This window comes from Nocardiopsis sp. CC223A, assembly GCF_030766825.1.
Lineage (GTDB): Bacteria > Actinomycetota > Actinomycetes > Streptosporangiales > Streptosporangiaceae > Nocardiopsis.
Map to the genome: position 1 here is coordinate 32,744 of NZ_JASFDV010000018.1, position 16,278 is coordinate 49,021.

At 71.7% G+C, this 16,278-nt stretch carries 14 protein-coding genes and 1 pseudogene; 7 read left to right on the plus strand and 8 right to left on the minus strand.

Annotation, left to right across the window (positions count from 1 at the left end; translation table 11 throughout):
- Positions 1 to 114: 114 nt before the first annotated feature.
- A complete protein-coding gene (locus QJS33_RS09820; protein WP_306367578.1) occupies positions 115 to 1,914 on the minus strand; it encodes a long-chain fatty acid--CoA ligase in 1,800 nt (599 codons plus the stop codon).
- 376 nt (positions 1,915 to 2,290) lie between these two features.
- Between QJS33_RS09820 and QJS33_RS09825 the strand changes: the two genes are divergently transcribed.
- Together QJS33_RS09825 and QJS33_RS09830 are read left to right on the plus strand one after the other, a co-directional pair.
- Complete coding sequence (locus QJS33_RS09825) at positions 2,291 to 2,704, plus strand: hypothetical protein (protein ID WP_306367579.1); 414 nt, start codon at positions 2,291 to 2,293, stop codon at positions 2,702 to 2,704.
- A 130-nt stretch (positions 2,705 to 2,834) separates the two neighbouring features.
- A complete protein-coding gene (locus tag QJS33_RS09830; RefSeq protein WP_306367580.1) occupies positions 2,835 to 3,776 on the plus strand; it encodes an ROK family glucokinase in 942 nt (313 codons plus the stop codon).
- A gap of 101 nt (positions 3,777 to 3,877) precedes the next feature.
- Here the strand turns inward: QJS33_RS09830 and QJS33_RS09835 are convergent, their stop codons facing one another.
- On the minus strand, positions 3,878 to 4,741 hold the full coding sequence (locus QJS33_RS09835) for a 1-acyl-sn-glycerol-3-phosphate acyltransferase (protein ID WP_306367581.1): 864 nt from the start codon (positions 4,739 to 4,741) through the stop codon (positions 3,878 to 3,880).
- A 275-nt stretch (positions 4,742 to 5,016) separates the two neighbouring features.
- Between QJS33_RS09835 and QJS33_RS09840 the strand changes: the two genes are divergently transcribed.
- The 3 genes from QJS33_RS09840 to macS all read left to right on the plus strand — a co-directional run bounded on the left by QJS33_RS09840 (position 5,017) and on the right by macS (position 7,883).
- Positions 5,017 to 5,820, plus strand: coding sequence for a carboxylesterase (locus tag QJS33_RS09840; RefSeq protein ID WP_306367582.1), 804 nt, complete (start codon positions 5,017 to 5,019; stop codon positions 5,818 to 5,820).
- Complete coding sequence (locus QJS33_RS09845) at positions 5,817 to 6,689, plus strand: hypothetical protein (protein WP_306367583.1); 873 nt, start codon at positions 5,817 to 5,819, stop codon at positions 6,687 to 6,689. Before QJS33_RS09840 ends, QJS33_RS09845 begins: the two co-directional genes overlap by 4 nt.
- A 72-nt stretch (positions 6,690 to 6,761) precedes the next feature.
- Positions 6,762 to 7,883 carry a MacS family sensor histidine kinase gene (gene macS, locus QJS33_RS09850; RefSeq protein ID WP_372339623.1) on the plus strand — a complete coding sequence of 374 codons (1,122 nt, stop codon included), beginning with the start codon at positions 6,762 to 6,764 and terminating at the stop codon, positions 7,881 to 7,883.
- An 18-nt stretch (positions 7,884 to 7,901) separates the two neighbouring features.
- Here macS and QJS33_RS09855 read toward each other — a convergent pair whose 3' ends face one another.
- Positions 7,902 to 8,447: a molybdopterin-dependent oxidoreductase gene (locus QJS33_RS09855; RefSeq protein WP_372339626.1), complete on the minus strand. Its 546-nt coding sequence runs from the start codon at positions 8,445 to 8,447 to the stop codon at positions 7,902 to 7,904.
- A gap of 384 nt (positions 8,448 to 8,831) precedes the next feature.
- Here QJS33_RS09855 and aroF point away from each other — a divergent pair, with 384 nt between their 5' ends.
- Positions 8,832 to 9,878, plus strand: coding sequence for a 3-deoxy-7-phosphoheptulonate synthase (aroF, locus tag QJS33_RS09860; RefSeq protein ID WP_306367585.1), 1,047 nt, complete (start codon positions 8,832 to 8,834; stop codon positions 9,876 to 9,878).
- A 117-nt stretch (positions 9,879 to 9,995) separates the two neighbouring features.
- Here the strand turns inward: aroF and thiI are convergent, their stop codons facing one another.
- Positions 9,996 to 11,276 carry a tRNA uracil 4-sulfurtransferase ThiI gene (gene thiI / locus QJS33_RS09865; RefSeq protein WP_306367586.1) on the minus strand — a complete coding sequence of 427 codons (1,281 nt, stop codon included), beginning with the start codon at positions 11,274 to 11,276 and terminating at the stop codon, positions 9,996 to 9,998.
- A gap of 206 nt (positions 11,277 to 11,482) precedes the next feature.
- Between thiI and QJS33_RS09870 the strand changes: the two genes are divergently transcribed.
- Complete coding sequence (locus QJS33_RS09870) at positions 11,483 to 11,938, plus strand: hypothetical protein (protein ID WP_306367587.1); 456 nt, start codon at positions 11,483 to 11,485, stop codon at positions 11,936 to 11,938.
- A 92-nt stretch (positions 11,939 to 12,030) separates the two neighbouring features.
- On the opposite strand, the gene QJS33_RS09875 is transcribed toward QJS33_RS09870, so the two are convergent.
- From QJS33_RS09875 to pknB, 4 genes and pseudogenes are all read right to left on the minus strand, one after another.
- Positions 12,031 to 13,056 (minus strand): 6-phosphofructokinase, encoded by a 1,026-nt coding sequence (locus QJS33_RS09875; protein ID WP_306367588.1) that lies wholly within the window; start codon positions 13,054 to 13,056, stop codon positions 12,031 to 12,033.
- A 343-nt stretch (positions 13,057 to 13,399) separates the two neighbouring features.
- Positions 13,400 to 13,489 (minus strand): annotated as a pseudogene (locus QJS33_RS31370) (DNA-binding response regulator); the annotation flags it as partial.
- Between the two features lie 49 nt (positions 13,490 to 13,538).
- Positions 13,539 to 14,201, minus strand: a complete 663-nt coding sequence (locus QJS33_RS09880) for a response regulator transcription factor (protein ID WP_306367589.1) — start codon at positions 14,199 to 14,201, stop codon at positions 13,539 to 13,541.
- A gap of 56 nt (positions 14,202 to 14,257) precedes the next feature.
- Complete coding sequence (pknB, locus tag QJS33_RS09885; RefSeq protein ID WP_306367590.1) at positions 14,258 to 16,219, minus strand: Stk1 family PASTA domain-containing Ser/Thr kinase; 1,962 nt, start codon at positions 16,217 to 16,219, stop codon at positions 14,258 to 14,260.
- Between the last annotated feature and the right edge of the window lie 59 nt (positions 16,220 to 16,278).

Below are 16,278 nucleotides of genomic sequence, written 5' to 3' on the forward strand. Positions count from 1 at the left end.
GACGGCGCCGCCGAGGATCGGTGCCCGGTATGTCGGGGGTTTCGGCGGGCCCGAAAAAACCGGTCCTCCTGGAAAGGAGGACCGGTCGGGCCTACGGCCTACGGGCCACGAAGATCAGACCGCGTAGATCTCCTCGATCTCCTTGCTCCACTCCTTGTTCACCACGTGGCGCTTGACCTTCAGCGAGGCGGTCATCTGGCCGCTCTCCTCGGTGAAGTCGGCGGGCAGGATCTTGAACTTCTTGATCGCCTCGGCCTTGGACACCGCCTGGTTGGCGTGGTCGACCGCCTCCTGGATGGCCGCGACCAGGTCCGGGTCCTCGGTGAGGTCCGGGATGCCGCCGGTCTTCTTGTTGGCGGTCTTCCACTGCTCGAAGGACTCGGGGTCGATCGTCACCAGGGCGGCGATGAACTTGCGGTTGTCGCCGACCACCATGCACTGGCTGACCAGGGCGTGGGCGCGAATGCGGTCCTCCAGCACCGCCGGGGCGACGTTCTTGCCGCCCGCGGTGACGATGATCTCCTTCTTGCGCCCGGTGATGCTGAGGAAGCCGTCGTCGTCCAGCGACCCCAGGTCGCCGGTCCGGTAGAAGCCGTCCTCGGTGAACGCCTCCTGGGAGGCCTTCTCGTTGTTCCAGTAGCCCACCATGATGTGGTCGCCCTTGGCGAGGATCTCCCCGTCCTCGGCGATACGGATGGTGGTGCCGGGCAGCGGCTGGCCGACGGTGCCGATCTTGTTGAACTCCGGGCTGTTCACGGAGGTCGGGGCGGTGGTCTCGGTGAGGCCGTAGCCCTCGATGATGGTGAAGCCGATACCGCGGAAGAAGTGGCCCAGCCGCGCGCCCAGCGCGGAGCCGCCGGAGACCGCGTACTCGGCGTTGCCGCCCAGCGCCGCCAGGAGCTTGCCGTAGACCAGCTTGGCGAACAGGGCGTGCTTGAGCTTGAGGGTGAAGGGGATGCGACCGGTGGTCAGCGCCTGGCTGTAGGCGATGGCCGTGTCGGCGGCCGCGGCGAAGATCTTGCCCTTGCCCTCGGCCGTGGCCTTCTGCTCGGCCTTGGTGTACACCTTCTCGAACACGCGCGGCACGGCCAGCAGGAAGGTCGGCTTGAACACCGAGAACTGCTCGATGAGGTCGGGCCCGGTGGAGGGGTAGTGGCCCAGGGTGGCCTTGCCCTCGATGACCATCACCTGCACGAAGCGGGCGAACACGTGCGCCAGCGGCAGGAAGAGCAGGGTGGAGGGGTTCTCCCGGCCGCGCAGGACCTGCTTGGCGGGGCCTTCGAGGGCGCTGTGCGCGATGAACAGGAAGTTCCGGTGCGTCAGCTGGCAGCCCTTGGGGCGCCCCGTGGTGCCGGAGGTGTAGATGAGGGTGGCGGTGTCGTCGGCCTTGGTGGCGGTGCGGCGCTTCTCCAGGTCCTCGTCGGAGACACCGGCGCCGGCGTCGCGCAGCCGGGCGAACTCGGGGCCGTCGAAGCGCCAGACCTCCTTGAGCTCGGGGGCCTTGTCGCGGATGGAGGCGATGCGCTCCGCGTGGGCCTCGTTCTCGACGAAAACGGCCTTGGCGGCCGAGTCGGAGAGGATCCACTCGATCTGCTCGGCGGAGGAGGTCTCGTAGATGGGGACGGTGACGGCGCCGATGGACCAGATCGCGTAGTCGACGACGGTCCACTCGTAGCGGGTGCGCGACAGCAGGGCGACCCGGTCGCCGTGCCCGACGCCGGCGTTGATCAGGGCCTTGGCGTAGGCGGCGATGTCGCCGTGCAGCTCCGCGACGGTGACGTCGCGCCACTGGCCGGACTCCTGTTGGCGGGCGGCGACGGCGTTCGGCTCACCGGCCGCGCGCGCGTAGAGCGTGTCGGTCAGCCGCGCGTCATCGGAGATCTCGGCTTTCGCGGGAGAGCTGTATTCGCGCACGTGATGCTCCTGGACGTGTACGGGTTCTGGATGTTCAAGGACGTGACGACCGTAACAACACCATGCTACTCGTGAGTAGAACGGGTTGCCGTTCGGTATCCAACAGTGATCCTGGTCGGGCGGGTCGTATGTACGCGGGTGCGGCCTGTGACGTCCGGTGAGCGTGCAGGTCAGGAACCCGTTACGCACGCGAACTATACGCCCGGGTTGTGCTTTGTGCACATCAGGAGTCGTTCGCGTCGTGTGTCCGCTTTGTTTCACACTGCGGAACACCGGGGCTTCCCTGATCCTTCCCTGATCCCTCCCGGGGGCACCCGGCACGGCGCCCCCGGGGCGGTTAACGTGAAGCGAGAACCGGCCTGTCGAGGAGGACCTGATGGCGGACAACACCGGCGACATCATCGATGACGCCCTGAGGATGGTCGACGGCCTACAGCGCAAACTGCTGATCGCCGGGGTCAAGCGCGGTGTCGGCGCGGTCACCTCCCCGCCGCCCAAGGGCGACGTGTGGGAGGAGGCCATTCGCCTGGAGACCGAGCCCGAGCCGCGCCCCCTCCTGGAGGAGGTCCTGGGCATCGTGCGGGAGTCGACTCCGGAGATCGCCGGGCACCTGGGGCGCGCGGGCCTGGGTATGGCGAGCGCGCTGGGGCGGACGCTGGGCGCGCTGGAACGCTCGCTGGAGCGCGAGAGGCGCACTTCCGAGCACACCCCGGACACCTCCGCCTCCTGGCGCGCCGAGGAGCGGACCGAGGGGCGCGCAGAGGGGGAGGAACGCCAGGTCACCTCGTGACACATCCGGGGTGTCCACAGCGGCCCGGGCCTGGTTTAATCGAGTGGTTTACACCATTTGAAAAGACCCATGCCATGAGCCTGGCTACTTTTGTCAGAGTTCGGGCGTAAGTGAGAAGGAGCCGTCCCTCATGCTGACCATCGGAGTGGACATCGGCGGGACCAAGGTCGCCGCCGGGGTGGTCGACCACGACGGGCGGATCCTGGACCGGGTCAAGTACCCCACCCCCGCCAACGATCCCCGCGGGCTGGCCGACGTCGTCGCCAAGGCCGTGGACGAGCTGCGCGGTCGCCACGGCGAGGTCCAGGCCGTCGGTGTCGGCGTGGCCGGGTTCGTCGACGAGGACCGGGCCACCGTGCAGGTCGCCGTCAACCTGGGCCTGCGAGACGACCCCCTCAAGGAGCGCGTCCAGGAACGGGCGGGCCTTCCGGTCGTCATCGAGAACGACGCCAACGCCGCGGCCTGGGCCGAGGCCCGCTTCGGTGCGGGCCGCGGCAGCGACCACATCGTCTGCGTCACCCTGGGCACCGGCATCGGCGGCGGCCTGGTCATCGGCGGCCGGCTGCACCGGGGCCGCTTCGGTGTGGCGGCCGAGGTCGGCCACTACCGGGTCGTCCCGCACGGGCGCCGCTGCGCCTGCGGCAACCACGGCTGCTGGGAGCAGTACGCGAGCGGCCGCGCCCTGGTCGCCGCCGGACAGGACCTGGCCCGGACCGACCCGGCGGCCGGCAAGCGGATGCTGGAGCTGGCGGGCGGCGTCGTGGAGCACATCGAGGGCCATGTGATCACCGCGGCGGCGGGGGAGGGCGACGAAGGTGCGCTCTCCTGCTTCCGCACCATCGGCGAGTGGGCGGGCGTGGGCCTGGCCGACCTGGCGGCCATCCTGGACCCGGAGTGCTTCGTGCTGGGCGGGGGCGTGTCCGACGCCGGGGAGTTCATCCTGGAGCCCATCCGCGACTCCTACGCCCGCCACGTCTCCGGGCGCCCGGGCCGCCGCCTGGCCGAGGTGCGCCTGGCCGAGCTGGGCGGCGAGGCGGGCATCGTCGGTGCGGGCGACCTGGCCCGCCACTGAGCCACGGCGCCACCGACCCCTGGGAACACCGAAGGCCCCGGCACGCGCCGGGGCCTTCCGCGTGGTCCGGCCGGGCCTGTTCGAGTGGCCCGGCCGACGGTTCAGCCGGTGGGGGAGTCCTCGGCGGTGGAGCCTTCGGCGGGTGCGTCCCCGTCGCCCTTCGCGGCCTTCTTCGCCGCCTTCTTCTCCGCCCTGCGGGCCCGTCGCTCCTCCTTGCGGCGCGCCTTCTCGGCCCGGCGGCGCTCCTTGCTGTCGGCGCTCTGCTCCTTGCGGGCCTCGCGCGCCTCTTCCTCCAGCTCCGCCTTGACCGCCTGCGCGTAGCGGTCCACGTACTCCTGGCCGGACAGCTCCATGAGCGCGTACATGATCTCGTCGGTGACGGCGCGCAGGACCCGCTGGTCCTTCTCCATGCCGTGGTACCGCGAGAAGTCCAGGGCCTTGCCGAACTTCACCACCGGGCGGATGCCCAACTTGGGAACGGTGCGCCCGGGGGGCATGATCTTGTCGGCGTTGATCATCGCCATCGGCACCACCGGGACCCGCGCCTCCAGTGCGATACGCGCCACACCGGTGCGGCCCCGGTACAGGCGGCCGTCGGGGGAGCGGGTGCCCTCGGGGTAGATGCCCAGCAGGTCGCCGCGCTTGAGCACCTTCAGCCCGGTGCGCAGCGCCGCCTCGCTCGCCTTGCCGCCGGAGCGGTCGATGGGGATCTGGCCCACACCGGAGAAGAACGCCCGGCTGGCCAGCCCCTTGACCCCGGTCCCGGTGAAGTACTCCGACTTGGCCAGGAACGTGATCTTGCGCGGCAGCGGCAGCGGCCCGAAGAAATGGTCGGAGAACGACAGGTGGTTGCCCACCATCAGGGCGGGCCCGCGGCGCGGTACGTTCTCCACGCCCTCGGCGCGGGGCTGCCACAGCACGGCCAGGATCGGCCCCAGAATCGCCTTGACCACCCAGTAGAACATCTCTTCGGATCACCCCTGCACACGCGGGGAGCTCCGGGCAGGGTCTGCCGCGATCCGCTGTCCCGCTCGGCCAGCACTGCGACGAGGATACTCAGTTCATGCCACGTGATGCGCGACACCCCACTTTGGGGACGAGTTCGGAACATGGGTGCCCACCCATGACAAACGGTCCGCGGAACGGTTAGCCTCACGGCTGTGAAGCCGGGGTGACCGCCGCGGCACCGTCGTCCTGTCACGCGCGCCGCGGCGCCGTACGCATCCCTGGGGGAAGTCCCGTGAGACCGACCGAAGCCACCGCACTGATCCCCGGGGCGGAGCCCTTCAGCCACCACGGCTCCGAGGTGGGCGTCCTGCTGTGCCACGGGTTCACCGGGTCCCCCCGCTCCATGCGCCCCTGGGCCGACCACCTGGCCGCGGCGGGCCTGAGCGTGGAACTGCCCCGGCTGCCGGGCCACGGCACCGTCTGGACCGACATGGCCCTCACCACCAGCGACGACTGGTACGCCGAGGTCGAACGGGCGCTGCTGGAGCTGTCCTCGCGCTGCTCCGAGGTCTTCGTCATGGGCCTGTCCATGGGCGGGGCCCTCTCCCTGCGCCTGGCCCAGGACCACCCGGACCTGGTGCGCGGCCTCGTCCTGGTCAACCCCTCGCTGGCGGTCGAGGACCTGCGACTGCCGATCATCGCCCCGTTCCGCACCCTGGCGGCCCGGGTCCTGCCCTACACCCCCGGGGTGGAGAGCGACATCGCCAAGCAGGACGGCGACCGGGGCGAGGGCGGTTACGACCGGGTCCCCACCGCGGCCGCCGCGACACTCCCGAAGCTGTGGCGCACGGTTCAGGCGGGCATGTCCGGTTTGCGTGCGCCGATTCTGGCCTACCGCAGCCCCCAGGACCACGTTGTCGGACCGCGCAGTCTGCGTATGCTCGCTAGGAGAGCGGTCAACACCCGGCTGACGATCCACCTGCTCCACGACAGCTACCACGTGGCGACCCTCGACCATGACGCCGCCGACATCTTCGACGGAAGCCTCGCCTTCGTGCGGGCCCACGCCAGAAGCGGGGAAGGAGCCGACCGATGACGCAACGTCGGGGTAACGGCCTGCTCGCCGACGCCTACGTGCCCCTGATCCTGCTCGCGCCCACGCACGCCGATCTGATGCTGGAGGCGCTGCGGCGCAGCGGTATCGCGGCCTACGCGGTGCCGCTGGCGGAGGACGTCCTGGAGCCTCCCGGCGGTGACGAGGACGATCCGCCCACCGACCACCTGTACGTGGACGCCGAGGAGCGCGTCGCGGCCGAGCAGGTCCTGGGCACCGAGCTGCCGGAACTGGGGGTGCGCTCGGTCCCGGAGACCGAGGAGCGCCGCGAGGACGCCGACGCCGACGGCCAGGACGCCGACGGCCGGGACGCCGCCGTCGGCGGGGACCTGTTGGACGGCCCGCCCGAGAACGTCGACCCGGACGCGCCCCCGGCGCAGTCCGCCGACGAGGATGAGGTGTGGAACGACCTCGTCTCCCGCTTCTACGACGACGACGCTCCGACCTCCCGCGGCGCCCGGTGGCCCGACGCCGAGAACGTCGGTCCCTCCGCGCCCCGCGGGAGGTCGGAGGCGCCGCCGACCCCGGGGGACATCCTCGCCGGCGACCTCGACGACGAGGACGACGAGGAGGCGCTGCGCCGCGCCGAGGACGAACTGGAGGGCCACTACGAGCCGCCGCCCCCGCCGCCGCTGCTCCAGGGCGACCGGCTGGGCATCGCGGCCTGGTTCGGTCTGCTGGGCGGCCCGGCCCTGGTGTTCGGCGCCGCCTTCCTGGGACTGACCCTGCCCAACTGGCTGATGTTCATGGCGGTGGTGGCGTTCCTGGCCGGGTTCGTCATCCTGATCCTGCGCATGACCGACGGCAGGTCGCCGGGCGACAACGGTCCCGACAACGGGGCGGTGGTCTGAGCCCTGGGCTTCGACATCCCCCTGTGGCGCGGCATCTCGCTGTTCCGCGCCGCGGCCCTGGTCTATTCGCTGGTGCTGCTCGTCCAGCACCACGAGCACCTGACCCGCCCCTGGCTGGGCTGGACCGTCCTGGTCGCGATGGCGGCCTGGACGGTGGTCTCCTCCTCCGCCTACGCCCGCCCGGAACTGCGCACCCGGCGGCTGGTCCTGGCCGACCTGGCGGTGGCCTTCACCTGCCTGTTCGCCACCGCCCTGGCCGCCACGCCCTTCTACCTCACCCAGGCGCCGCCGCTGAGCGGCTACTGGTTCGCCGGCGCTGCGCTGGCCGCGGGGGTGGTCTGGGGGCGCCGGGGCGCGGGCGTCGTGGCCGTGCTCTACGGCGTCGCCGACCTCACCCTGCGCGTCATCATGGGCGCCCCCGTCACCCCGGCCACGGCCCGCGGTGTGGTCCTGCTCCTGCTGGCCGGTCTGGCGGTCGGCTACATGGCGCGGGTGGCCGGGCAGGCCGAGGAGAGGTTCGCCCGGGCGGTGGCCCTGGAGGCGCGCCTGCGCGAGCGCGAGCAACTGGCCCGCTCCATCCACGACTCGGTGCTCCAGGTGCTGACCCTGGTGAGCCGCCGCGGCGCCGAGGCCGGGGGAGAGGCCGCCGAACTCGGACGCCTGGCCGGGGAGCAGGAGGTCCGGTTGCGCGCCATGATCACCGACGGGCTCACCGACCTCACCGGAACCACCGGGGTCCCGGCCGACCCGGGGACGGCACGGGCCGCCGCGGCGCCGGGCCCGGTGGACGCGGCGGTCCCGCCCGACACGGAGATCGACCTGCGCGACCCCCTGCGCCGCCTGGAGTCGGTGCGGGTGTCGGTGTCGGCCCCGGCCACCCCGGTGCCGTTGCCCGGCCGCGACGCGGCCGAGCTGCTCGCCGCGGTCGAGGCGGCCCTGGCCAACGTCGAACTCCACTGCCCGCTGGGGACCCGCGCCTGGATCCTGGTGGAGGACGAGGAGGACGCCGTCACCGTCACGGTCCGCGACGAGGGCCCCGGCATCCCGGAGGGGCGCCTGGAGGAGGCGGGCCGGGAGGGACGGCTGGGCATCACCCAGTCCGTGCGCGGGCGCCTGCGCGACCTGGGCGGCACGGTCGAGGTCTTCTCCGCCCCGGGCCAGGGCACCGAGGTCGAGATGCGCCTGCCCCGCTGACCGCCGGGCCGCGCCCGGTCAGAGGGGCGGACCCTCCCCCGGTTCCTCCTGGTGGGAGAAACGCTGCTCACGCCAGGCCTCGGCGCGGTTGTGGTAGCCGCGCTCCTCCCAGAACCCGCGCCGGTCGGCGGTCATGTACTCCACCGCGCGCAGCCATTTGACGCTCTTCCACCCGTACAGGTGCGGCACCACCAGCCGCAGCGGATGGCCGTTCTCCGCAGACAGCGGGGCGCCGTCCCGGTGGGTGGCCAACAGCACGTCCTCGCGCAGGAAGTCGTCCAGGCGCAGGTTCGCGCTGTACCCGTACTCGCCCCACGCCATCACGTGCGTCACCTCGGGCGCGGGCGGGGCCGCCGCCACCAGGTCCAGGGCGCGCACCCCCGACCAGCGCACGTCGGGGACGCTGAACCGCATCACGCAGTGGAAGTCGCTCACGCGCTCGGTGCGGGACAGGCCGGCGAACTCCTGCCAGGTCCACCGGTACGACCCCAGGTCCTCGGTCGCTCCCATGACCCGGAAGTCCCACTTCTGGGGGCGGAAGGCGGGCACCGGTCCGTAGTGCAGGGCCCGGTGCCGGGCGGTGCGCGCGGCCTGTCCGGGCGGCAGCCGCCGGTCGCCGTGATCGTCCAGGTCCTCCGCTGACTCGGACACTCGGTCTCCTGTTCCTCTCGTCCAACGGCCATCCTGCCAGGCCGCGACGAGAGGTAGGTCACGCGCCCCCGTTGTGCGGCGATGCCACGACCATGCGCTATAGTCACAGCCATGCAGCGGAACTTCTGGCGCTTTTATGGCTACCGGCCCCATACCCCGGTCGCCTGTAAAGCGCTGCGCTGACACAGACGACAGGAGCCCCGGGCCGGTAGCGGCCCGGGGCTTTCTGCGTTCCGGTACCGCGCACCGGACCACGGCTCTCCCGCACCGCACCCAACGACAGGCAGGGAAACCCACATGGTCATCGTGATGGCACCGGGCGCCACCGCAGGCGACATCGACTCGATCGTCGAACTGGTCGCCTCCTCCGGCGGCGAGGCCTACGTCACCCGCGGCGTCAGCCGCACCATCATCGGTCTCGTCGGCGATGTAGAGCGCTTCCAGGACCTGGGGCTGGCCGCCAAGCCCGGCGTCGCCGACGTCCTGCGCATCTCCGCCCCCTACAAGCTGGTCAGCCGGGAGAACCACGACAGCCGCACCGTCGTCAGCGTCCGCGGGGTGCCGATCGGCGGCGACAACGTCACCGTCATCGCGGGTCCGTGCGCGGTGGAGACACCCGAGCAGACCCTGGCCGCGGCCCGGATGGCACTGGAGGCCGGCGCGTCCCTGCTCCGCGGCGGTGCCTACAAGCCCCGTACCTCCCCGTACGCCTTCCAGGGGCTGGGCGAGGCCGGCCTGAGGATCCTCGCCGACGTCCGCGAGGAGACCGGGATGCCGATCGTCACGGAGGTCGTGGACGCCGCCGATGTCGAACTGGTCGCCTCCTACGCCGACATGCTCCAGATCGGCACCCGCAACATGCAGAACTTCGCCCTGCTCCAGGCGGCGGGCGCCGCGGGCAAGCCGGTGCTGCTCAAGCGCGGCATGAGCGCCACCATCGAGGAGTGGCTGATGGCCGCCGAGTACATCGCCCAGCAGGGCAACCTCGACATCGTCCTGTGCGAGCGCGGCATCCGCACCTTCGAGAAGGCCACCCGCAACACCCTGGACATCAGCGCGGTCCCGGTCGCGCAGAACCTGTCCCACCTGCCGGTGATCGTCGACCCGTCCCACTCCGGCGGCAAGCGCTCGCTGGTGCTGCCGCTGTCGCGCGCCGCCGTCGCGGTCGGCGCCGACGGCGTCATCGTCGACGTCCACCCGACCCCGGAGACCGCCCTGTGCGACGGCCCGCAGGCCCTGGTCCAGGAGGACCTGGCCGAACTGCGCGACCTCGCCGGGACCCTGGCGGCGCTCACCGGGCGCACGCTCACCCCGGCGGCCGGCCACGAGCTCGCCGGCCTCTGACACCCGCGGCCACGACGACGGGGCCCGCGCGAGATCTCGAATCCACCGATCTCCGCGCGGGCCCCGCCGTGTCGGGTCCCCCCGGGTCCGCCCGGTCCGCCGGGCCGACCGACCCGGTCAGACCTTGACCGCTGCGGCCTTGGCGGGCTCCAGCCGGGCCGGGGCGGCCTCGCCCAGGAAACTGGGCTTGTGCATCTGGGCGGTCGTCACCAGGTACTCGGCCAGCTCCTCGGCGTCCAGGCGCTTCTCGATCTGGCGCAGATCGGGGATCTTGGCCGCGGTCTCCACCTGGCGCGGGGTCAGCATGGTGCAGCAGTCCTCGTCGGGCAGCTCCGAGATGGACAGGGTCCCGATCCGGCGGGCCTGGTCCATGATCTCGGTCTTGTCCATACCGATCAGCGGGCGCAGGATGGGCAGGTCCACCGCGTCGTCCAGCGCCGTCAGGTTGGCCATGGTCTGGCTGGAGACCTGCCCCAGCGCGTCGCCGGTGATCAGGCACTCGGCCTTCAGGTCGTCGGCGAGCACCTCGGCGGTCTTGAGCATGAGCCGCCGCTGGGCGACGATCTGCAACCGCTCGATCCCGGAGCTCTTCAGCTGCTGCTGGGCCTTGCCGAAGGGGATCACGAACAGCCGCGAGCCCACCTGGTAGCGGTCCAGCTGGCGGACCAGGCTGTAGGCCTTGTAGATCGACTCCGGGCCGGTGAACGGCATCCCGGAGAAGTGCAGGAAGTCCACCTTCAGCCCGCGCCGGATCATCCGGTGCGCGGCCACCGGCGAGTCGATGCCGCCCGACATCAGGACCAGGCCGCGGCCGCTCATCCCGGCGGGCAGACCGCCCTGGCCCGGGACGCCGTCGGTGAAGATGAACGCCTCGTCCTTGTCCACCTCGACGTGCAGGGTGTTGTCGGGGCGCTTGAGGTTCACGGGGTAGCCGTGCGCCTTGATGATCTCCGACCCCAGGTACCCGGCCAGCTCCGAGGAGGTCATCTCGAAGCGCTTGTCGCGGCGGCGGGCGCGCACCGCGAAGGTGCCCTCGCGGCCCTCCATGGAGCGCACGGCCACGTCGGTGATCGTGGCCGTGTCCTTGGGCACCCGGCGCACCAGGTGCACCCAGACGACGCCCATGACGTTGGCCATGCGGTCGGCGATCTCGGCGACCTCCAGGTCCGAGGCCCCCGGCTTGCGCACGATGATCACTCCGGAGCCGCGCTGGGAGACGCGGATCTCGCCCAGGTCGCGCACGGACGAGCGGATGTTGTTGTGCAGGCGGCGCTCGAACAGCTTGCGGTTGGAGCCCTTGAGGACGATCTCGCCGAGCTTCATGAGCACGCAGAGTTCGCCCAGCCCGTCTCCGGTTCCACCGACGGGGACCGGCGCGGACTCAAGCGACGCGGACATGGGTGCTACCTCCGGATAGACATGCGTGGGTTCCCGGTTGCCGTGACGGGATCGGCGGTGGCGGGAAACCGGGATCGCCCATCGCCGTACTTCTACCAGTATCGAACATCCTCCCCACCGCTCCATCCATATTTCGGTCCGGACGGAAGACGACGCACCCGGATGACCACCGTGCGTATCCGCCGGGGGAAACCTAGGATCGCGGCATGGCCTTGTTCGTCCACCTCACCCCTGCCGCGAACACCGTGCGCCTGCGCCGCTCGGGGGTCCGTGCGGCAGGCCGCGGCCACGGCGGGGGGCACGGCGTGTACTGCTTCCCGGTGCTGCCCTGCTACACGCTCACCCACCAGTGGTTGCAGGAACTCGCACGTGACGACGACCACCGACGGTTCGTCGCGGTGCACATCCGGCTGGACGACGACCAGCCGGTGACCGTCGGGCACTACACGAACCGGCCGCTGCGGGTCACCGCGGGGGAGGCGGTGCGGATCGTGCGGGCGCTGCCGAACCCGCGGGGATGGGAGGTCTTCGTCCCCCGTACGGTCACGGTGCGTGAGATCCACCGGGTGCGCGGAGTGGCCCCGGACGCGGGGCGACACCCGGAGGGGGCCTTCGACTGCCCCTGCGCCGCCGTCCGGGTCGGCGAACCGGTCCTGTCCTGACAGGGGTGCCCCGCATGCGGCCGCCCCCTCCCGGGAGCCGTGGGAGGGGGCGGCCGGCTGTGGGCTCCGCGGGGGAGCGTGGGGGGCCGGGCCTAGCCGAAGAAGACCTCGGCCTCGGTGTAGCGCTCGACCGGGACCGTCTTGAGGGTGTCGGTCGCCTCGGCCAGCTCCACCCGGACGATGTCGGTGCCCTGGAGGCCGACCATCTTGCCGAACGCCTTGTCGTGCACGGCCTCGATGGCGTTGACGCCCAGGCGGGTGGCGAGCACGCGGTCGAACGCGGTCGGGGTGCCGCCGCGCTGCACGTGGCCCAGGACCACCGAGCGGGCCTCCTTGCCGGTGCGCCGCTCGATCTCGTCGGCGAGGTTCTGGCCGATGCCGCCCAGGCGCACGTGGCCGAAGGAGTCCTTCTCGCCGGTGGCCAGCTCCATCTGCCCCTCCTTGGGGTGCGCGCCCTCGGCGACCACGATGATCGGCGCGTACTGGGTGCGGAAGCGGCTCTCGACGTGCGCGACGACCTCGTCGATGTCGAAGGGGCGCTCGGGGATGAGGATGACGTTGGCGCCCGCGGCCATACCCGAGTGCAGGGCGATCCACCCGGCGTGGCGGCCCATGACCTCGACGACCAGGGCGCGGTGGTGCGACTCCGCGGTGGTGTGCAGGCGGTCGATCGCCTCCATGGCGATGTTGACGGCCGTGTCGAACCCGAAGGTGTAGTCCGTGGCGTTGAGGTCGTTGTCGATGGTCTTGGGCACGCCCACCACGTTGACGCCGCGGTCGTGGAGCTGGCGGGCCACGCCGAGGGTGTCCTCGCCGCCGATGGCGACCAGGGCGTCGACGCCCAGACCGGCCATGTTGTCCTTGACGCGCTCGACGCCGCCCTCGATCTTCATGAGGTTGGTGCGGGAGGAGCCCAGGATGGTGCCGCCGCGCGGGAGGATGCCGCGCACCGCCTCGACGTCCAGGGTCATGGTGTCGCCCTCCAGGGGGCCGCGCCAGCCGTCCCGGAAGCCGATGAACTCGTAGCCGTAGTCCTTGATGCCCTTGCGGACCACGGCCCGGATGACCGCGTTCAGACCAGGGCAGTCGCCGCCACCGGTCAGCACCCCGACGCGCATACGAATCTCCTCGACGTTGTGGGTTCCACGGCGCTTGGCGCCATATGGTCTAGACCATAGTGGTACGGGCGATCCCAGGCCAACCCGGACCGGTGAACAGCGCTCGAACTCCCCCGTGGTCTGCCCGGAACGGGTTCTCTGTACCGTTCTGCGGCGTTCGGAAGGCTCCCGGGCGGAGCCGTCGCCCGACCCGTGGCGGTCGGTCGTCGAGGCCGCGGTCGATGGCGTAGCGCACCAGCTCGACCCGGTTGTGCGGGTGCAGTTTGGTAGGGGTGTTCTGCATGTGGTTCTGCGCCGTTCGGAAGGCTCCCGGGCGGAGCCGTCGCCCGACCCGTGGCGGTCGGTCGTCGAGGCCGCGGTCGATGGCGTAGCGCACCAGCTCGACCCGGTTGTGCGGGTGCAGTTTGGTAGGGGTGTTCTGCACGTGGTTCTGCGCCGTTCGGAAGGCTCCCGGGCGGAGCCGTCGCCCGACTCCGCGGTGGTCAGTCGTCGAGGCCGCGGTCGATGGCGTAGCGCACCAGCTCGACCCGGTTGTGCAGGTGCAGTTTGGTAAGGGTGTTCTGCACGTGGTTCTGCACCGTGCGGTGGGCGATCGACAGCCGCTCCGCGATCTGCTTGTAGGCCAGCCCCTTGGCGACCAGGCGCAGCACCTCGGTCTCGCGCGGGGTCAGCGCGGGGGCGCCGTCGTCGGCGTCGCGCTCGCGTGCGGACGAGAGCCTGCGGTACTCGCCCAGCACCAGCCCGGCCAGGCCGGCGGTGTAGACGGCCTCGCCCCGGTGCACCCGCCGCACCGCGTCCAGGAGCTCGTCGCGGCCCGCCGACTTGACCAGGTAGCCGGTGGCCCCGGCCTTCACGGCGGCCAGCACATCGTCCCCGGCCCCGCTGGCCGACAGCACCAGTACCCGGGGCGGCTCGGCCAGGGCCGTCAGACCCGCCGTCAGCTCGACCCCCGTCATGTCCGGCAGGTGCAGGTCGACGATGGCCAGGGTGGGCCGGGCCGCGGGCGCGATCCGCAGCGCCTTCGCGCCGTCGCCCGCCGTGCCGACCACCGTCAGCCCGGCCTCACCGAGGTCGCGCGCGACCGCGTCGCGCCACATGGGGTGGTCGTCCACGACCAGGACCCGGATCTCCTCGCTGCTCTCCATGGCGGTGACCCTACCCCGGCCCGGTCCGGGGCGCGCCCCCCGTCCCTCACACCGGATCAGTCGTCGTCATCGTCCTCGTTCTCGAACGCGAAGGGCGTGGCGGTGATCGTGATCTCGGTGTCCTCGGGAGCCTTGCCGGTGTGCGACTGCTCCGCGACGATCCGGCCGCCCAGGATGCGCTCGACCTTCACCTTGAACCCGGCCTCCTCCAGCGCCTCCCGGGCGTCGCGGACGTTCATGCCCACGACGTCGGGGATCTCCAGCCCCGGCGGACCGGTGGAGACGGTCAGCTCGACCACGCCGCCCGTGCTCAAGGTGGCGCCGGTGTCGGGGTTCTGGCTGATCACCAGGCCCTTGTCGACGCTGTCGCTCTCGACCTCGACGATGTTCACCGTCAGGCCCAGGTCCGTCAGCGTGCGCTCGGCGTCCTCGACCTTCTGGCCGGTCACCGGTGGGACGTCGATGCCGCGGCTCACCTCGAAGGTGACGGTCGACTCCCGGTCGGCGACCTCCCCGGCCGCCGGGTCGGTGGAGATGACCTGGCCCGGCGGGACGTCCTCGGCGTCGACGACGTTCTGCTCCAGGCGCTCCTGGGCGAACCCCAGTTCCTCCATCTCCTTGAGCGCGTTGGAGATGTCCTCGCCCTGGAAGTCCGGCATCTCGACCTCCTGCGGGCCCTTGGACAGGCTGAGGGTCACCTCGTCCCCGGGGGAGAGCCGCTCGCCGACCGCGGGATCCACCCCGCCGACGGTGCCCGCGGCCTCGTCGCTGTAGACGCTCTCGTCGGCCACCAGGCAGGTCAGCCCCGCCTCGCGCACGGCGGCGCAGGCGGCCTCCTGCTCGGCGCCGATGACCTCGGGCACCTCCTCGAACCGGCCGATGAGGAACCACCACCCGGCGACGAACACGACCAGGGCCAGGGCCGCGGCGCCCGCGCCCAGCAGTACCCCGCGGCGCCGGCCCGGGGGACCGTCCTCGGGGTAGTCGTCCGCGTAGTCGTCGTCATCGTCGTAGGGGGCGCCCGGGCCCATCTCCACGATCATGGTGGCGTTCTCGGTGCCCGGCCCGGCCCCGCCCGCGATGAGCTGCGGGGCGGTGACGGAGGCCGCCGGGGCGGCCGCGGGGACGACCGGGGGCAGCGGGGCGCCGTTGGCCTGCGGGGTCCGCGGCAGCCGGGGCAGCACCTCCAGCACCTTGGCCAGGAACTGCCCGGCGTTGCCCGGCCGGTAGCGGGGGTCGCGCTCGGTGGCCTTGGTGACCAGCGCGTCCACCTCCGGCGGCAGGCCCGGCAGGTAGAACGAGGGACGCGGGACGTCCTCGTTGACGTGCTGGTAGGCGATCGCGATGGGCGTCTCGCCGGTGTGCGGCTGGCTGCCGGTGAGCAACTCGTAGAGCATGATGCCGGCCGCGTACACGTCGGTGCGCGCGTCGGCGGTGCCCCGCTCGATCTGCTCGGGTGCGAGGTAGGCCGCGGTGCCCATGAGGGTGCCGGTGCGGGTCAGGCCCTGGGTGGACTGCTCCACCGCGCGGGCCAGGCCGAAGTCGGCGACCTTGATCCGGCCGTCCTCGGTGATGAGCACGTTCTCGGGCTTGATGTCGCGGTGCACCATGCCGGCCTGGTGGGCGGCGCCCAGCGCGGCCAGCACCGAGGCCATCACCTGGAGCGCGTCGTGGGCGGACAGCCGGCCGCGCTCCTTGAGCAGCGCGCGCAGGGTGCGCCCCGGCACGTACTCCATCGCCAGGAACACGTGCCCCCGGTCCTCGCCCTGGTCGAACACCTGGACGACGTTGGGGTGGGAGAGCTTGGCGACGGAGTGCGCCTCGTTGATGAAGCGCTGAACGAAGGTGGGGTCCTGGGCCAGCGAAGGGTGCATCACCTTCAGTGCCAGCCGGCGGTCCAGCCTCAGGTCGTGGGCGACGTAGACGGTCGCCATCCCGCCTCCGGCGATCCTGGACTCCACGAAGTAGCGTTGGTCCAGGGTGGCGCCCACGAGCGGGTCGGAAGTCGTCATGTCCACGGCGGAGTAGTGTCCTTGCTGCGGGGAGCGCGGGCTGTCGCGGTCGGTGGCGCGTACCC